Origin of the sequence: Cellulophaga baltica, from assembly GCF_018861125.1 — a bacterium.
In the GTDB taxonomy this organism is placed as follows: Bacteria; Bacteroidota; Bacteroidia; order Flavobacteriales; family Flavobacteriaceae; genus Cellulophaga; species Cellulophaga baltica_A.
In genome coordinates this window covers 176,693-194,508 of record NZ_JAHKQN010000019.1, presented here as the reverse complement: position 1 = coordinate 194,508, position 17,816 = coordinate 176,693, and the positions used below count along the sequence as shown (strand labels likewise).

At 30.0% G+C, this 17,816-nt stretch carries 14 protein-coding genes; 1 reads left to right on the top strand and 13 read right to left on the bottom strand.

The genetic code is table 11. The features are described from left to right. Positions 1 to 48: 48 nt before the first annotated feature. From KO500_RS09980 to KO500_RS09940, 9 genes are all read right to left on the bottom strand, one after another. Entirely contained in the window at positions 49 to 1,473 is a 1,425-nt protein-coding gene (locus tag KO500_RS09980; RefSeq protein ID WP_215956397.1) for a TolC family protein, read from the bottom strand. Continuing rightward, on the bottom strand, positions 1,460 to 4,678 hold the full coding sequence (locus KO500_RS09975; protein ID WP_215956396.1) for an efflux RND transporter permease subunit: 3,219 nt from the start codon (positions 4,676 to 4,678) through the stop codon (positions 1,460 to 1,462). Before KO500_RS09975 ends, KO500_RS09980 begins: the two co-directional genes overlap by 14 nt. Positions 4,679 to 4,694: 16 nt before the next feature. Further along, positions 4,695 to 5,780: an efflux RND transporter periplasmic adaptor subunit gene (locus KO500_RS09970; RefSeq protein WP_252732475.1), complete on the bottom strand. Its 1,086-nt coding sequence runs from the start codon at positions 5,778 to 5,780 to the stop codon at positions 4,695 to 4,697. Between the two features lie 158 nt (positions 5,781 to 5,938). Continuing rightward, positions 5,939 to 6,352 (bottom strand): hypothetical protein, encoded by a 414-nt coding sequence (locus KO500_RS09965; protein ID WP_215956395.1) that lies wholly within the window; start codon positions 6,350 to 6,352, stop codon positions 5,939 to 5,941. Positions 6,353 to 6,575: 223 nt separating this feature from the next. Further along, positions 6,576 to 7,601, bottom strand: a complete 1,026-nt coding sequence (locus KO500_RS09960; RefSeq protein WP_252732474.1) for a transporter — start codon at positions 7,599 to 7,601, stop codon at positions 6,576 to 6,578. Then, positions 7,561 to 8,598 carry a cytochrome-c peroxidase gene (locus KO500_RS09955; protein ID WP_215956394.1) on the bottom strand — a complete coding sequence of 346 codons (1,038 nt, stop codon included), beginning with the start codon at positions 8,596 to 8,598 and terminating at the stop codon, positions 7,561 to 7,563. The genes KO500_RS09960 and KO500_RS09955 overlap by 41 nt, the downstream gene beginning before the upstream one ends. A gap of 71 nt (positions 8,599 to 8,669) precedes the next feature. Next, on the bottom strand, positions 8,670 to 9,461 hold the full coding sequence (locus KO500_RS09950) for an MbnP family protein (RefSeq protein ID WP_215956393.1): 792 nt from the start codon (positions 9,459 to 9,461) through the stop codon (positions 8,670 to 8,672). Between the two features lie 168 nt (positions 9,462 to 9,629). Then, positions 9,630 to 9,839, bottom strand: a complete 210-nt coding sequence (locus KO500_RS09945) for a hypothetical protein (RefSeq protein ID WP_215956392.1) — start codon at positions 9,837 to 9,839, stop codon at positions 9,630 to 9,632. 192 nt (positions 9,840 to 10,031) lie between these two features. Further along, positions 10,032 to 10,490, bottom strand: coding sequence for a COG2426 family protein (locus tag KO500_RS09940; protein ID WP_215956391.1), 459 nt, complete (start codon positions 10,488 to 10,490; stop codon positions 10,032 to 10,034). A gap of 71 nt (positions 10,491 to 10,561) precedes the next feature. On the opposite strand from KO500_RS09940, the gene KO500_RS09935 reads away from it, so the two are divergent. Next, positions 10,562 to 11,302, top strand: a complete 741-nt coding sequence (locus tag KO500_RS09935; RefSeq protein WP_215956390.1) for a tyrosine-protein phosphatase — start codon at positions 10,562 to 10,564, stop codon at positions 11,300 to 11,302. Positions 11,303 to 11,349: 47 nt separating this feature from the next. On the opposite strand, the gene KO500_RS09930 is transcribed toward KO500_RS09935, so the two are convergent. The 4 genes from KO500_RS09930 to KO500_RS09915 all read right to left on the bottom strand — a co-directional run bounded on the left by KO500_RS09930 (position 11,350) and on the right by KO500_RS09915 (position 17,627). Next, the gene (locus KO500_RS09930; protein WP_215956389.1) at positions 11,350 to 13,710 is read right to left on the bottom strand and encodes a GumC family protein; all 2,361 of its coding nucleotides are present in this window, start codon (positions 13,708 to 13,710) and stop codon (positions 11,350 to 11,352) included. Positions 13,711 to 13,796: 86 nt separating this feature from the next. Then, positions 13,797 to 14,549, bottom strand: coding sequence for a polysaccharide biosynthesis/export family protein (locus tag KO500_RS09925; RefSeq protein ID WP_215956388.1), 753 nt, complete (start codon positions 14,547 to 14,549; stop codon positions 13,797 to 13,799). Positions 14,550 to 14,582: 33 nt separating this feature from the next. Then, complete coding sequence (locus KO500_RS09920) at positions 14,583 to 16,499, bottom strand: polysaccharide biosynthesis protein (RefSeq protein WP_215956387.1); 1,917 nt, start codon at positions 16,497 to 16,499, stop codon at positions 14,583 to 14,585. After that, a complete protein-coding gene (locus KO500_RS09915) occupies positions 16,500 to 17,627 on the bottom strand; it encodes a DegT/DnrJ/EryC1/StrS family aminotransferase (protein WP_215956386.1) in 1,128 nt (375 codons plus the stop codon). Between the last annotated feature and the right edge of the window lie 189 nt (positions 17,628 to 17,816).

The following is a 17,816-nucleotide window of genomic DNA, read 5'->3' as shown; positions in this document are numbered from 1 at the left end:
TACATTGCTGTAAAACGGGGTCTAACTCACACACTTAATAAACTATATCTAATTCCAACCGCCACCTAATGTTCGGTAAACATTTACCATAGCGTTCATTTGTTTCTTTTTAGTTTCTACAAGTTCAAATTTGGCTTCTAAAGCATCACGTTGTGTTAGTAACACCTCCATATAATCTGCTCTTGCAGCTCTAAACAAGCTATTTGATATTTTAATAGATTCTGTTAAAGCTTCAACTTCTTTCTCTCTTAACTCATAACTCTTTTTAAGGTTATCAATATTTGAAAGTTCATTAGCAACTTCAACATACCCATTTAAAATAGCACGTTCATAATTATACACTGCTTGAATTTGTTTTGAATTCGCACTGTAATACGCCGCTTTAATTGCATTTTTATTAATTAACGGAGCCGTTAAATCACCTGCTAAAGAATACAATAATGATTCCGGAGTGGTTAAAAAATACTTGGTATCAAAAGCTTCTAAACCAAACCCTGCACTAATACCCAATGATGGATAAAAACTTGCTTTTGCTGATTTCACATCTAATTTTGATGCTGCAAGATCAAATTCTGCTTTTCTAATATCCGGCCGATTTTGCAACAACTGTGATGGCATACCACTCTTAATTGAATTAGGTACTAAATCAAAAAACTCATCAGAACTTCTTTCAATGTGTTGTGGAAACCTACCTACTAAAAAGTTTATTTTATTTTCCGTCTCAGTAATTTCTTGTTGGGTATCAAACAATAAACTCTTTGTTTTCAACACTTCAGCTTCAAATTTACGAACTGCTAATTCAGTTACACGAGCTGCTTGTTTTTGAATTTTCACAATACGCAAAGCATTACTTTGAATTTCAATATTGTTTGTAATAATCCTCATCTCATTATCTAAAGCCAACAACTCATAATATGAATTTGCTATCTCGCTAATTAAACTTGTTACCATAAAGTTTTTACCTTCAATACTTGATAAATACCTTGAAACTGCAGCTTTTTTGCTGTTTCTTAGTTTTTTCCAAATATCTAGTTCCCAAGTAGCATATAAGCCAACGTAGTAATCTTGCACGTTTTCTGGTGTTTCTCTACCAGGTACAATATCCGTTGTAGCTTCACTTGCTCCAGCAGTTGTATAACGAGAAACTTTATCTACTCCTGCCCCAGCAGCAATACCTACCGAAGGTAAATATTCCCCTTTCTTATCACGAACTTCATTCTTTGCAATTTCAATTTCTTGCATTGTGATGTTTAGTTCTTGATTATTAGCTAAAGCAGTATCAATTAATGCATTTAACTTAGGGTCAATAAAGTATTCTTTCCAATTTAATGATGCACTACTTACTGAATCTTTTACTCCGTTAAAACTATCTGGCACTGCTGTATTCACTTCCTTTTTAACCAAAGTGGGCGTTTTACAAGCTGCGAAACTTAACAGTACCAAAACAATTATTATATGTTTATTTTTTTTCATCTTCTGTTTTCTGTTGATTTTCTTTATACTCATTAAAATCATCTACTTGATGTACAAAATCGTCTGATAAAGAAGTATCCTCTTCATCTCTAATTAATTTTCTTCCATCTGCTAAACTTCCAAAAATAAAATACAAGCCTGGAACTATAACTACACCGAAAATGGTACCGAAAACCATACCACCTAAAGCTGAAGCTCCAATAGTTCTATTGGCAATTGCACCTGCACCTGTCGCTATAATTAAAGGTATTAAACCAGCAATAAAAGCAAATGACGTCATTAAAATAGGTCTAAAACGCACTTTTGCACCTTCAATAGCTGCATCAAGTATGGTGGCGCCTTCATGCCTTTTTAAAACAGCAAACTCCACAATCAACACAGCATTTTTACCTAATAAACCAACCAACATTATTAAACCAATTTGCGCATAAATATCATTCTGCAATCCCATTGTTTTTAGTAAAAAGAACGAACCAAATACACCCACAGGTAATGAGAATATTACAGCTAACGGAATTATAAAACTTTCATATTGTGCTGCTAATACAAAGTAAACAAACACCAGTACTACTAAGAATATATATAGTGATTCGTTACCTCTATTAGATTCATCATAAGAAAGACCTTCCCATGCAATATCATAATCTTTTGGTAAGTTTTCAGCTGCGACTTCTCTAATAGCTTGAATTGCATCGGCAGTTGTATAACCTGGTGCAGGTAATCCACGAATAGATGCAGAATTATACATATTGTAACGGGTTACCTCATTTGGCCCTTGTGTTTTTTTCAAGGTCATAAATGCAGAATAAGGTACCATTTCATCTTGATCATTCTTCACATACATTTTTAAAACATCAGAAGGCAATCTTCTATATTTAGGATCTGATTGTACGTAAACTTTAAAGAAACGACCGAACTTAACAAAACCTTGTTCATACGTACTACCAATCAAAATATTTAGGTTTTCCATAGCTTTACCAACAGAAACGCCTTTTTGCATGGCTAAATCGTTATTAATTTCAAGCTCATATTGCGGATAATTTGCGGCGAAAAAGGTAAACAACCCAGTAATTTCTTCTCGCTTTCTTAAATCATCCATAAACTTTTTATTGATTTTATCAAAAGCCTGATAATCTGTTGTTGTTGTTTTATCTAACAAACGCATAGAGAAACCACCAGAAGAACCAAACCCAGGAATAGCAGGCGGTTCAAAAAATTCAATTACAGCTCCTAGTCCTTCAGATTTTTCTTCCAACTCTTCCATTATTTCAGTTACGGTATGTTCACGATCAGACCATGATTTTAAGTTAATCATACATGTACCTGCGTTAGAACCACGACCTTCCGTCATAATTTCATAACCTGCTAATGATGAAACAGATTCAACTCCATCAATCTCTTCACAAATTTTCTGAAGTTTTTGAGATACCTCATTTGTTCTTTCTAAAGTAGCACCTGGTGGTGTTTGAATAATCGCGTAAATAGTACCTTGATCTTCATTAGGAATAAACCCTGATGGTAACACTTCACTTTCAAAGAGAATACCAACACAGAAGGCAATTAAAATTCCGAAAGTTAACCATCTTCTACTTACTATTCTTTTTAAGATGCCAACATACTTACCTGTTAACCTATCAAAAACTTGATTAAATTTATCAAAAGCTCTAGTTAACGCATTAGATTTATGCTCTTTACCATGATGATTTTTTAATAACATGGCACATAAAACTGGTGTTAAGGTTAACGCAATTAAAGCAGATATTACAATTGAACTTGCCATTGTAATTGAGAACTGACGATAAAAAGTACCTACAGGACCAGACATGAATGAAATTGGTAAGAATACTGAAACCATTACTGCTGTAATTGCTATAATTGCGCCACTAATTTCACCCAATACTTTTTGTACTGCTTTGTATGGTGTTATATTCGGATCTTCTTCAAACTTGGCGTGTACGGCCTCTACTACCACAATAGCATCATCGACCACAATACCAATAGCAAGTACTAAGGCGAACAATGTTATCATGTTAATGGAAAGTCCGAACATACTTATGACGAAGAATGCTCCGATTAAAGAAACAGGAACCGCTAGGATTGGAATTAAGGTTGAACGCCAATCTCCTAAAAATACAAATACAACTATTGCTACCAACAAGAAAGCATCACGCAAGGTGTGTATTACTTGTTGAATTGAAGCGTCTAAGAATTTAGAAACATCATAAGATATTTTATAATCCATTCCTGGAGGGAAACTTTTTTTCATTTCCTCTAATTGATCTTTTACAGAATCAATTACATCACTCGCATTACTACCGTAGTTTTGTTTTAATACAATTGCGGCAGAAGGATGCCCATCTAAATTGGAATAAATATCAAAAAACTCACTTCCTAATTCTGCTGTTGCAATATCTTTTAAACGAATACTTTCACCTTCGGAATTTGCTCTAATAATTACATTGTCATACTGTTCTGGCTCATTATACCTACCCTTATAGGTAAGTACATATTCTAATGATTGCGCTTGAATACCTGAGCTTCGACCTATTCTACCCGGACGACCAACAATACTTTGCTCTTCAAGAGCTTCCATTACTTCTTCAACAGATATATTGTATGCACGCATTCTGTCTGGTTTTAACCAAATACGCATTGCATACCTACGGCTACCTAAAATTTGTGATCTAGCAACCCCTTTAATCCTGTTGATTTCAGGAATCATTTTAACATTGGCGTAGTTATACAAGAACTTTTCATCCATACTCTTACTCTTAGAGTATAGGTTCACATACATTAACATACTTGGTTGCACTGGTGTTATAATTACACCTTCTCGCTGTACTAATTCAGGTAATAGTGGCATAACTTGATCTACCCTTGTTTTTACTCGAATTACAGCTTCATTTGGATCTGTGCCCGGTTCAAAAATAACTCTTAAAGTTGCTTCACCTGCACTGGTTGCATCAGTTGCCACGTAACGCATATCTTGAACACCGTTAATAGAGTTTTCAAGCGTAACTAATGTTGATTTTACCAATACATCTGCACTTGCACCAGGATACGCAATAAATATATTTACCGTAGTGGGCGCAATTTGGGGGAATTGTGAAATAGGCAATTGCTTTACTGATAACAACCCTATAAAAACTATAATGATTGATATTACAATGGCAAAGACTGGCCTACGTATAAATTTGTTAAACATTTTATATATTTTTTTATTACTCTGCAGTTAATTCTAAATGAGCTAATACTTCTTCAGGTTTTACAAATTCTGAATGTATTTCTTCATTTTCTCGTACTAATCCTAAACCTTCAATTAGTATTTTATCATCCTCTGAAAGTCCTGATGTTATCGCATATAAATGTGGTAACTCGGACCCAATAACTACTTCTCTTGATTGTATTATATTTTCATTATTAACTACATAAACATATTTTTTATCTAAAACTTCAAAAGTTGCTTTTTGAGGAATTAGCAATGCTTTGTTGAAAGGCATTTTCATTAAAATACTACCAGTTTCTCCGTGTCTTAGTAATCCTTCAGGGTTAGGAAAAGTAGCTCTAAATGGGATATTACCTGTTTCATTATTAAAATCAGCTTCAATTGTTTCTATTTTTCCTTCATGGCTAAATAATTGATTATTAGCCATTAACAAATTAACCTTACGATCATCTTCACTATCCATGTGAATTTTAAAGTCTAAATATTCAGCCTCAGGAACATTAAAATACACCCACATTTTGCTATTATCTGCTAGGTTTGTAAGTAATTCTCCTTCATCTACTAAACTTCCTGGTCGTACCAAAAAACGGTCAATAATTCCATCGAAAGGAGCTCTAATTTGTGTGAAATCTAAATGCACATTAGCTAATGCTAATTCTGCATTTGCTTTTTCTAACTGAGCCTTTGCCATTGCTAACTCATTAGGTGCTACTACATTGCTATCAGCTAATTTTTTGGTGTTTTCATATTCAATTTGGGCATAATCAGCTTCGGCTTTTGCTTTTTTCATTTCAGCCTCGTATAAGTTTGGCATAATTTGAAATAGCAACTGACCTTGTTTTACATGCTCACCTTCATCTACATAAATCTTTTTTAGATATCCTCTTTCTTGAGCTCTAATTTCAATATGTCTAATAGATTTTATCTGACTCACATAATCTTCAGTTATTGAAGTATCCATTTTTATTGGTGACGAAACTAAAAACTCAGCTTCCTCTTCTTTCTTTTCTTTTTTTTCTCCGCAACTAGTTTGTACAATTAGGGCACAAAAAGTCATTAAAATGAAAAATTTCTTTATCATAATTATGGTTTTAAAACGCAATATTTTTATTAATTAATTTGAAATAAGTGTGGGGAGTTTTGTTCTAAATCAATAATTATAAGACAAAACATCTTATTTCTTATCGAAAAGAAAAAACTTAAAATTTAGGTATGGTATACCTTATAAAATGAAGAAAATCAAATTCTAAAAACCCTAAATAACACGTAGAGTGTGTTATAGGCTTTGGCATTGATAAAATTATTACTTTGGTAATCTCTACTTGAAGTTTTATGAAAAAAACTAAATTGAGTAGCATTAAAAAATAAAGAGAAAAAATAGTTACTCCCTATTACTTTTCTTTTAAAAAAAACTGTTTTTACGTGTTCTTCTTCTTCCGAATCAGAAACCTCTGTATAAAAATGTTTTTCAAAAGGAGAGTTAATTTGACTGGAAAAAACAGCAGCGCTTTCTTGAAACTGATTTTCTAAAATTAAATTTGAATCTGAATATTTTTGTAGTGTATCTTCTGATGTATTTATATCATTTGAATTTGCAACTATCTGACCATAGCTACAAAACAAAAATATAAACAGAGGATAGAAATATTTCATAAATTCCTTTAATAATACGACCACGAAATTATATTAAGAGAATAACACACACAAATAGTATTCATTAAAAATTTGTTAACAAAAACACAATACATTGATATACAAACAAATAACTAACCATTATAATTGTAATTTGGAAGAATTACCCTATTAAAATAAATCCTAAAATAGAAAAAAAGCGATGTACATCCCCCAATGTACACCGCACAAAATATTAATTACATTAAAAATTAATATTCAAATAAATAGATGTTCTGTTCTTAAGTTCAACCTTATTACCGTTTAGGTTTTGTGATATAGGAGCCATAGCAACTACACCTAACGAATAATTATTAAGCGAGGCCTCTAAACTTAATTTGCCTAAAAATAAATCGCCTTTAGTATCAGCTACGGGTAAATTATATTCTTGATTTTCGCCATAGACTTCACCTGCTAAACCAGCAATTGGTGTTACACTAAAACTGTTAGATAAATAATAAGTTTTATATGCATTTATACTGTAATTAAATTGATTCCCGAATTGGTAATTATCAGGGTTTTCAGTTTTAATTGCATAATTTAACATGGTACTAATACCCCAATTCCGGTAAGAAAAACCATAATTTAGCCCTAAAACATAATCTAAACTTCCATTACCTAATTGGAAACTTGGATTAACACTACCTTCATTATTTTCTTGATCATAAGAACCTGTAGGTAATTTTAAACCGCCACCAATTTGCAAATAATGTTCTGGTTTAATACTTACAATACTATCAGGCTTTACTTTTAAAACATTATAAAAAGCTAGAATACTTACATCACCTAAACCTGAAATATGCTGTTCTGTATTGTCAGGAAAAATACGGTTATGAAATTGAAAGGGTACAATAGTATTAATTAATAATCTATCTGAAACAGGAATATTACCCCAAGCTTGAATAGTATTAAAATTTTCTTTAATCCAAGGTGAATCATTAAAAATTCCATCTCTAGATCTATATTGTTGGTGGATATATCTAATACCTATAAAATTATCATTTAACCCTGTACCATAACCCATACTTCCCCCACTACTACCGCAACCACAGGTATCACAAAAATCATCATCAAAACCAAGTATATGGTAATGGTTTTCACAAGGTTCTGGAATAGTGTTAAATTGCTTATCATTAGCTTTTACCACTGCAAAGCCTAGCAACATTATTATTAAAACGAGTATTTTCTTATTAAAATTCTTCAAATCTTTCATCATTAATATATTCATCATCTGTCAGTGTATACAGAAAAGCAATAATTGCCTCTTTTTCATCCTCAGTCAACGCTATACCTAATACTTCGTCATTAATTAATAATTCATCAAGTGTATCAGATGCTGTAACTCCGTCTGAATAAAAATTTAAGACAGCTTCAAGAGAACCAAAACGACCATCATGCATATAAGGTTCTGTCAATTCTACATTTCTTAAGCTAGGCACTTTGAACTTATACCTATCGGTTGCCAAACCTGTTACGGTTTCTCTACCCAAATCATTTAATGAAGGATCAGGTGCCAAACCATTATTTCTAAATGCATCGTCAGTAAAAATATCAGAAACGTGGCAGTTAGCACATTTGTTCTGAAAAAGTGCTAGTCCTTCTACTTCTAAATCAGAAAAATCACCTCCTTCTTCTCCCCTTACATATTTATCATATTTTGAGTTTGAAGAAATCATCATTACCATAAATTGAGAAAGCGATTTTAAAAAATTATCTAAATTTACCTCTCCATCATCAAAAGCTCTGCTAAATAAGTCTTGATATTCACTATCTGCTTCAATTTTAGCTAGAACGTTCGTCATAGTCTCCCCCATCTCAACCTCATTAGTAATAGGAATAATAGGAAAAAGATCTAAAAACTCAGTTGCGCCATCCCAAGTAAACTTAGTCTTAAAAGCTACATTTTGTATTGAAGGTGTATTTCTTGTCCCCTCTTGATCATCTACGCCATGACTAAATTGATGACCATGATGTGTAAACGCGGTATTTTGTTCATGACAAAAGCCACATGAAACAAAACCATTACTAGATAGATTACCATCGTAAAAAAGCTTTCTACCGAGCTCAAAGCCTACTTCTGTTGGTGGATTTGACTCTATATCGTAAGCTAACTCAGGAAAATTTGATGGTATTTCTAGTGTTAATACTTCATTTACTTCAACATAATCGCTATCATCATTACAAGCAACTAGAAAAAACAGCCCAATTATAATCAGTATATTTTTCATACATACATAGTTTAATCTGCCAGTATTTAAAATTTTACTGACAGATTATTTATGATAAAAAAATGATTAATTTAGTGACCACTACCGTTATGAACGTGATCAACAACAAACATTTCTGAAGCATTTTCAGCAATTAAAGGAGCTTTTTCTGCATCGGTCATTAAAGTTGCTTTTTCAGTAAGTTCAATACTAGTTACTGCAGTTAATATTTTTGAAGCATCAACTTCTAAATGAATATTAGAATCCATTTCATCACTAACTGTAATGTTTGTATCTAAATTTAAAGTAACTTCTTCATAATTTACTTGATCTCCTAGTCTACCTAAATGAATAGTGTAATCAGTAGCTTCAGTTATAGTTTCTGAAGTAAATGTACCTTCGTAATTAATATATTTATAACCAGCAGTCCAAGACCAAGTTAAATTATTAGCTTCAGCAAGTTCCCAAAACTCTTCTTGTATCTCGCCACCTTCTTGGTATTTTTCATCATCTACACCAACACCAAATTTAAGTGTAGTATATGTTCCTGCTGGAATATCACTTAATTCAACATCTTCTAGACCTTCTTCTTGATTGATAATAAAATAGCTGTCGTCTTTAGGAAAAATATATTCATTTCCTTCTTCATCAATTAGACTAAAATTACTAACTATGTAACTAAAACGGCTAACTGTTAAGCTTTCATCGTTTTCATTTTCGCTATTTTCTACATCTAAAATTAAGTCGTTACCATCGTAACCATTATCAAAAGTTACTGAAACAGTTCCTGTTCCTGTTAGTGATGAAGTATCGTCATCATTATTATCACAAGAAATTATTATAGTTGAAAATATTGCCATTAAGGCGATTTTGAAATTTTTCATTATTAAAAAGAGTTAACTTATCATGTTTTAATTAAAACATGACTTTATTTTTTTAAATTTTTAAATAAGTTAATTGACCATACTTTAAAAAAAGTATAGCATAAATTAATAACCTTGTTTTTAGTAATATTTGGAAACAAGACGTTAAATAATTTTATTTTTAAAAATTTAAGAAATTGGTGGTTTTATTAACTCTTCTTGAAAATTAAAAGAATAAGAATCTTTATTGAATAAAAAATTATTCAATGTTTTAAAATCAAAAATTATTGGAGAAAAAACATCTTCAATTTCACTAAAGTAAAAAAATGAAAATGAACTTTCTATAGGTGTTCTTTTATCAGACTGTTTTTTTTCTGATTCTTCAGCTAGCTTAGACATTAAATAACATTTACCATTACAGTTTAATGCTAAATTGTCTTTATTAACACATAATTCATTGGCAATATAATCATAATTAAATGCATATTCCAAAAAAGGAAATGCTGGCTTAAAGCAGCTTACACAAATTATTATGATTAACATTTTTTTCACAGAACAAAGATAGAATTGTTTTTATGATTTAAAAAAGATTTACGATGAACCTTTAATTGTAAGGTATGTTGTACCCCAAACAATTGCGGAAGAGAAAAATATACCTATTGTATTTGCTAGAAAAGCTTTTTTAGTATCCATTTTAAATAAGTAAGTAGCTATACTACCTGCATAAACACCTGTACCTGGAACAGGAAGCATTACAAAAAATATTAAGCCCCAAAAACCGTATTTTTTAATTTTATCACCTGAACCCACTTTTGCTTTTCGAGCCACATAAATAGCTGACTTTTTATAAAAATTCCATTTTAAGAAATAATGGTTTACTTTATCTAAAAAAAACATCATTAGAGGAAAAACCATTACATTTGAAATTAAACAAATGACAAATACGATATAAATATTTAGCCCCCTAAGCATGCCATAAGGTATTCCTACTTTGGCTTCCCCGAAAGGAGAAATACTCCAAAGCATTGCAATAATATAATCTATAATCACGTTATTTTTTTGTGCAAAAATAATGCTACTAAAACTATTTATAAGGTATTTTTGCTTAAAAATTAAATTACATGTTTAATATTTTTAATAAAAAAAAATTCTTAATTGATTATCTAAAAAACTTAGTTGATATTCATAATCATATATTACCAGGTATTGATGATGGCGCCAAAACCGTTGATGAATCAATCCAGTTAATTAAAGAGTTTTCAGAATTTGGTGTTACTAATTTCATAGCTACACCGCATGTAATGGATAATTATTACCCAAATACTCCAGAAACCATTCATGAAGCTTTCACAGCTTTAAAAAATGAATTAAAACAGCACAAAGACCTTAGCAAAACTTATTTAGATTATGCCGCTGAGCATATGATTGATGCTAATTTTGATTTGATATTAAATGAGTCAAAAATTCTGCCCTTAAGAAAGAAATATTTACTGGTTGAGATGTCATATTTACAGCCTTCAATAAACTTTAATAATGCAATAAATAATATTGGAAGTAAAAATTTATTTCCAATATTAGCACACCCGGAAAGGTATGGTTATTTACATAATAGCAGTAAATATGCAACTTATAAAAAAAATGGAATTATGTTTCAATTAAACCTACTATCCTTAGGCGAATATTACGGTAAAGAAACAAATAAATGCGCTTTGAAACTTTTAGATAAAGGCATGTATGATTTTGTGGGTTCTGACATCCATAATATGAGACAATTAAATGCCTTAAAAGGCATTAAGATTACAACAAAAATTGCAGATCAAATTGAACCTATTATAGAAAAAAATATTTATAACTTTTATTAATAAAAAAAGCTGTATGATTTTCATACAGCTTTTTTTTATTTCATTATTTAGAACTTCCACCATTTTTTCATGGTTTTCCCATAACCATAGCCGTACTTACCACCATAACCTAAATTACTTTCTTTAACGTCATTTACAACAAACGATAAATTGTGAAGTTTTCCTTCTTCTTGTAATTTCATAGGGAAATTAATAACATCAATTTCAGTCACACCTGCTCTAGTCACGTAAATAATATGATCTGCGTATTGACTAATTGTTAATGTATCAGACACTACCATTAGAGGTGCTGTATCGACAATTACATAATCATACGTTTCAGAAACTTCACCCATAAGTTCTTTTAAACGTTCACTCATTAATAATTCCGCAGGGTTAGGCGGAATTTTACCTGAATAAATAACATCAATAGTATTATCATGTACTAATAATGGTTTAACAATATCACTAGTTGAAATGTTTTTATCGTATAAATATTCTGTAAGTCCTAATTCTCCTCTTTGATTAGTTTTATTCAAACTATCAATTTTAGAGTTTTTATCATCGAAAAATGAGTATATCTTAGGGTTTCTAATATCAGCTCCAATAAGCAATACTTTTTTTCCTGTATTTGATAATATCATTGACAAGTTGGAAGACAAAAAGGTTTTTCCTTCACCAGATACACTTGATGTTACATAAATAATATTATTTTTTCCGGGTGTTTTTTTAGATTTCATTAAGTAATCTAAATTGGTCCTTAAAATTCTTAAAGACTCTGCTAAAACAGATCTATCATCTTTAAGCACCATTTTAGAGTTTTTCTTAGATAATTTTGGAAGTTCGGCTAAAACAGGGGTATTTTTAAGAATACCTTCTAAACTTGTTTTATTTGAAATTTTATTATCCAATAAATCTTTTAAATAGATAAATGAAAATGGGATAATAAAACCTATTATCAAACTAGCTAAATAAATAATTTTATTTTTCGGAGATACTGGAAAAATTCCATTATTATATGCTGCATCAATAACTTTTGAATTTGGTTCTGATGAAGCAAAAGTTATTTGAGCCTCTTCTCTTTTTTGTAATAAATATAGATATAAGGCCTCTGATGTTTGTTGCTGTCTTGTAATATCTCTTAACAACCTTTCATTTTTAGGCGCTGAATAAATTTTAGAATTAATTTTAGATCTTTGGTTACTCAAACTATTAACTTGTAGCCCCAAATTATTAGTAACGCTACTTAAACTACTTTTCATGCTCGTTTTTAAGCTTGAAAGCTCTTGATCTAAATTTTGAATTATTGGACTTTTTTCTGTAGAACTCTTCAAAAGTCGATTTCTCTCTAACACTAATTCATTATACTTTGCAGTCGTACTTGCAATGGAAGGATCAGACAAGCCCAAGTTTGATGGTAACACTTCATATCCATTTTGGGTATCTACCAAATCTTTCATTGATGAAGCAATTTGATATTGTGTATTAGCATTCATTAACTCTTGTTGATTTGCTGCACCAATATTCAAATTAATATTTGCTTCAGAAGAAATATCAGTTAAACCTCTTTCTGACTTAAAATTTTCGGCAGTTTCATCAACTCCACTTAATTCTTCTCCAATTTTTGTAATTCGGTCATTGATAAAATTTGAAGTCTTATCCGCAATAGTTTTCTTTTCTTCTATTCCATTTCTATTATAAACTTCAATTAATTTATTTAAAATATTTCTACCTTTTTCTTGAACAGGATCTTTTAAAGAAAAATTAATTATTTCAGAATTTTCACTATCTGGAGTAATTGAAACTTTTGAATTATAACTTAAATACAATAGTTCAGATGGCACAATTTCAATTCTTAAAGGTTTTCCTATATAACTTTTAAAAATTTCTTCATTTGGAGTAACAACTATATCTCCAACTTCAGATTTAATAGTTTTTCCAAAAGAAGATTTTTTATTAGGTAAATCTTCATCAAAAGTGTATGTAAAATCAGTTCCAGATTTTATATTTAAATAGATTGTTAAATCTTTTTTAAACATAAGCGAATCTTCACCTATAAAAGTAAATTTTAAAGGAGGCTTAGAATATAACTCTGTATCACGTATTCTACCTTCTGAATAAATTTTAGTATTAAGCTTTAGCTCTTCAAAAACTTCAAAGAAATTTGCTCTAGATCCAATTACATTAATTTCATCTATAACATTTGTATTACCTCCTGAAAACATGCCCAAATCTTGGAATACATCCATTCCACCCGAACTGGAACCTTTATCCTCGATTAATTGGATTTTAGCAGCTACTGCATATTCTTCTTGAGCATACCTTAAATAAATTATTGCAATAATCATTGTAATAATCATTGACAACAAAAACCATTTCCAATATTTTAAATATAATGAAATTGATTCTTTTAATTCATTATTAATCATCTGAATTATTTATTAAAAAAATTATAATTACACTTCACTAGGTACTTTAGAAAAGTATTTGAAATTAAAGTAAAAAAACAAATTAATTAATTCACTAATATCAATACAGTTGAAGTAATTAAAACCGAAGCTATTGATATAGCTATGCTCGCTCTATTATCTAACTGTGCTGAAGTTATTGCAGACTTGTTTGGTTCAACATAAATTACATCATTTTGAGTTAGATAATAAACAGGAGAGTTTAAAAAATCTTTAGATAATAAATTAATACGAGTAGAAACTTTAGTGCCTTGAAATTCTCTAATAACTAAAACATTTTCTCTCTTACCTTTTATAGTCATATCACCAGCTAAACCTAAAGCTTCTAGTACTGTGATTTGCTCTCCATTAACTGGATAAGTTCCTGGTCTAGAAACCTCGCCTAATATTGTAACTGTGAAATTTTTTAACCTGATGTTTACAATTGGATCTTTTATATATTCTTCTAATAGAGTTTTAATTTTAATTTTAGCTTCTTCTGAAGTTAAGCCAACAATATTAACTGCTCCTAAAACTGGAAAATCAATATTTCCTTGGTTATCTATAATATAATCTAACTGTTCAGGCCTTGTACCTACAGTTTCTGAACCTTTGTACAAATTAAATGGCTTACTTGCTAAATCGTTTAATGTTGAAACATTAATTTCGACAACATCATCGACTTTAAATTTATTAACATTTTTGCTTTCATTCACAATTGTTTCAAAATCTGGAGAATCTTGAAAGTAAACTACATCTTTCTTAGATCCACAAGAAGAAAGGAATATTACAATAATTAAAAAAGAAAAGAATTTATTCATAACTGTTATTTATTCTTAAAAATGGTTATTTATTTATATAACTTTTGAAGGTAAATTATTTGACTCTACTTTATCATCACAAATGTAAGAGTTTTTTGATTTATATTCTGGAACTATATTTTTAATTAAATTAAGTGTATTGTCCTCTAAATACATATTACTCAAGCACAATTCCTCGATTTTCGTTTTAGTAGCTACAATATCTAACTCTCTAATTTTACTAATCATAATTTTTTTATGATATGTAGGTAAAGTATTTTCACCAGTTGCTAACAATTCTTCATATAATTTTTCTCCCGGCCTTAAACCCACTACATTAATATCAATATCCTCTGGATAACGCAAGCCTGATAATTTAATCATATTCTTAGCTAAGTCATAAATTTTTATAGATTCCCCCATATCAAATATAAAAATTTCGCCTCCATTACCCATTGCACCAGCTTCCAAAACTAATTGAGAGGCTTCAGGTATTGTCATAAAATAACGTGTTACATCCTTATGTGTTAATGTAAGTGGCCCTCCTTGATCAATTTGTTTTTTAAATAAAGGTATTACTGATCCATTCGATCCAATTACATTTCCAAAACGAGTAGTGATAAATTTAGTATCATACATGTTTTCCGCACAACTAATATACATTTCCGCAACCCTCTTCGTTGCTCCCATTACATTTGTAGGATTTACAGCCTTGTCAGTCGAAATAAATATAAATTTATCAACTTTAAAATCACCTGATAAATCTGCTAAATTTTTTGTTCCGGAAACGTTTATTTTTACCGCCTCATAAGTGTTATTTTCCATTAACGGAACGTGCTTATATGCAGCCGCATGAAATACAATATTGAAAGAATATTCTTCGAATATGGCATTCATTCTTTGTTTATCTCTAATATCGCCTACAATAGGAATAAAATTATGAAATCCATTTTGTTTTAATTCTTGCTGCAAATCATATAAAGCAGATTCAGCCTGATCTACAACGATCAGAGATTTATAATCGTAAGTACATATTTGTCGAACTAACTCACTTCCAATTGAACCTGCTCCTCCTGAAACTAATATTACTTTATTTTTAAGTTCTTCTCCTATTTTTGAGTTTTCAATATTAATTGTGTCTCGGTTAAGTAAATCTTCAATTTGTATTTGTTTTATTTGAAAATCTTTCAATTCTCCATTAATCCAATCTTCTACTGGAGGTACAATTTTAACTAGTACAGGATAATCAACCAACCCTTCTACTAATTCTCTTAATTTACTATTACTAATATTTTGAATAGAAAATATTATTTCTGAAATGTCATGTTTAAGAAGAAAACTCTCAGATATTTTTTTTCCATCATATACCTCTACGCCATTAATTAATTTACCAATCTTCTTCTTATCATCATCAAAATAGCCTGTTACTTTCACCTTATTTTTCGTGCTATTTGTAAGTGCGTTATGCGAAATAATTCCAGAGTCCCCTGCTCCATAAATTATAACGTTTTTGACGTATTTAGAACCTGCAATTATATAAGTGTCAAAAAAAGCTTTGAAAAAATATCTTGAAGAAGTTAACCCTATAAAGCTTAATAAGCTATGAATTATAATTATTGTCAATGGGATAGTAAAGTCATCCATAAAGTTTAACTTTCTATTGCCAACTACTATAAGTATCATAAATATACTAAAGAGACATATTGCATTAAAAATATTATATACATCTCTTACACCTGTATGTCTAACCACACCTTTATAAGATCCAATTATTAAAAAAGAAATTAACGATAACCCTGAAACAATAGGTAATTGTATAAATAACTTATGGAGATCAAAACCTAAAGTAAGATTAAATAAAATTATATAAGACAACAAAAATGAAAAGCAAACAATAATTACATCTATAATTAATACTAGCCATTGTGATGCATATTTAACTGATTTATCAATTATATATTTTTTCAACATTTATTTACAAATTTTAATTATGCAGTTTATTACCCTTTGCAAATCTGTTTTTGATAAATTAGAACCACTAGGTAAACACAAGCCTTTATCAAATAAATCATCTGAAACTCCATTCGTATAAGAATCACTTTCAGAAAAGACAGGTTGTAAATGCATCGGTTTCCATAAAGGCCTAGATTCTATATTCTCAATTAATAATGCTTCTCTAATTTCCTCTCTTTTTTTAAATGAATTTGTTAAAATACATGTTAACCAACGATTAGAATAATAATCTTTAGGTTCATCTAAAAAAGTTATATCTTTTAAATGACTTAATGATTTTTTATAAAAATCATAATTCCTTCTTCTTGATTCAACTCTATCTTCAATAACATTCATTTGCCCTATACCAATTCCAGCTAGAACATTACTCATTCGATAATTATAACCAATTTCTGAATGCTGATAATGAACTTCTTCATCTTTTGCCTGTGTAGCCATATACAGAACTTTATCGCTAACACTTTTACTTTTGGTCAATAAAGCTCCTCCGCCTGATGTTGTTATAATTTTATTCCCATTGAAAGACAGTACACCAATATCCCCAAAACTACCACACATATTACCTTTATATGAACTTCCCAGAGCTTCAGCGCTATCTTCTAATATTGGAATATCATATTTTTCTGATATAGAATTGAGCTTTTCACTATTATATGGCATTCCATATAAACAAACTGCAATTATAGCCTTTGGTTTTTGCCCTTTTTCTATATATTCAACAATAGCTTGCTCAGCTAATTCCGGATCAATATTCCATGTTTCTTTTTCACTATCAATAAAAACCGGTATTGCTCCTAAATAATGAATAGGATTTGCTGAAGCTGAAAATGTAAAACTTTGACATAAAACAATATCATTTTTTTCAACTCCTAACATTTTTAACCCTAAATGAATCGCACTAGTTCCTGAATTTAAAGCAACTACGTTGATTCCATTGCCAATAAAACTACTAATTTCTTTCTCAAACATATTAACATTAGGACCCAAAGGAGCTATCCAATTTGTATCAAATGCTTCATTTACATATGAAAGTTCATCACCTCCCATATGTGGAGAAGAAAGCCACATTTTATTGTTTTTTGACATTGTTTGAGAAATTTTCTAAAGTAAAACTATATAACATTTTCCTAATTATAGTATTAAAAGAGTTTATTTCGTCTAAACTAAAAAATTCATCGGCTAAAGACCTTAATTACTATTAAGCGTGATATTTAAGCATATTAAGGATTAAATTTTATTTTAAAAGTTATTATTTATTAATTTGCGTGTTGAAAA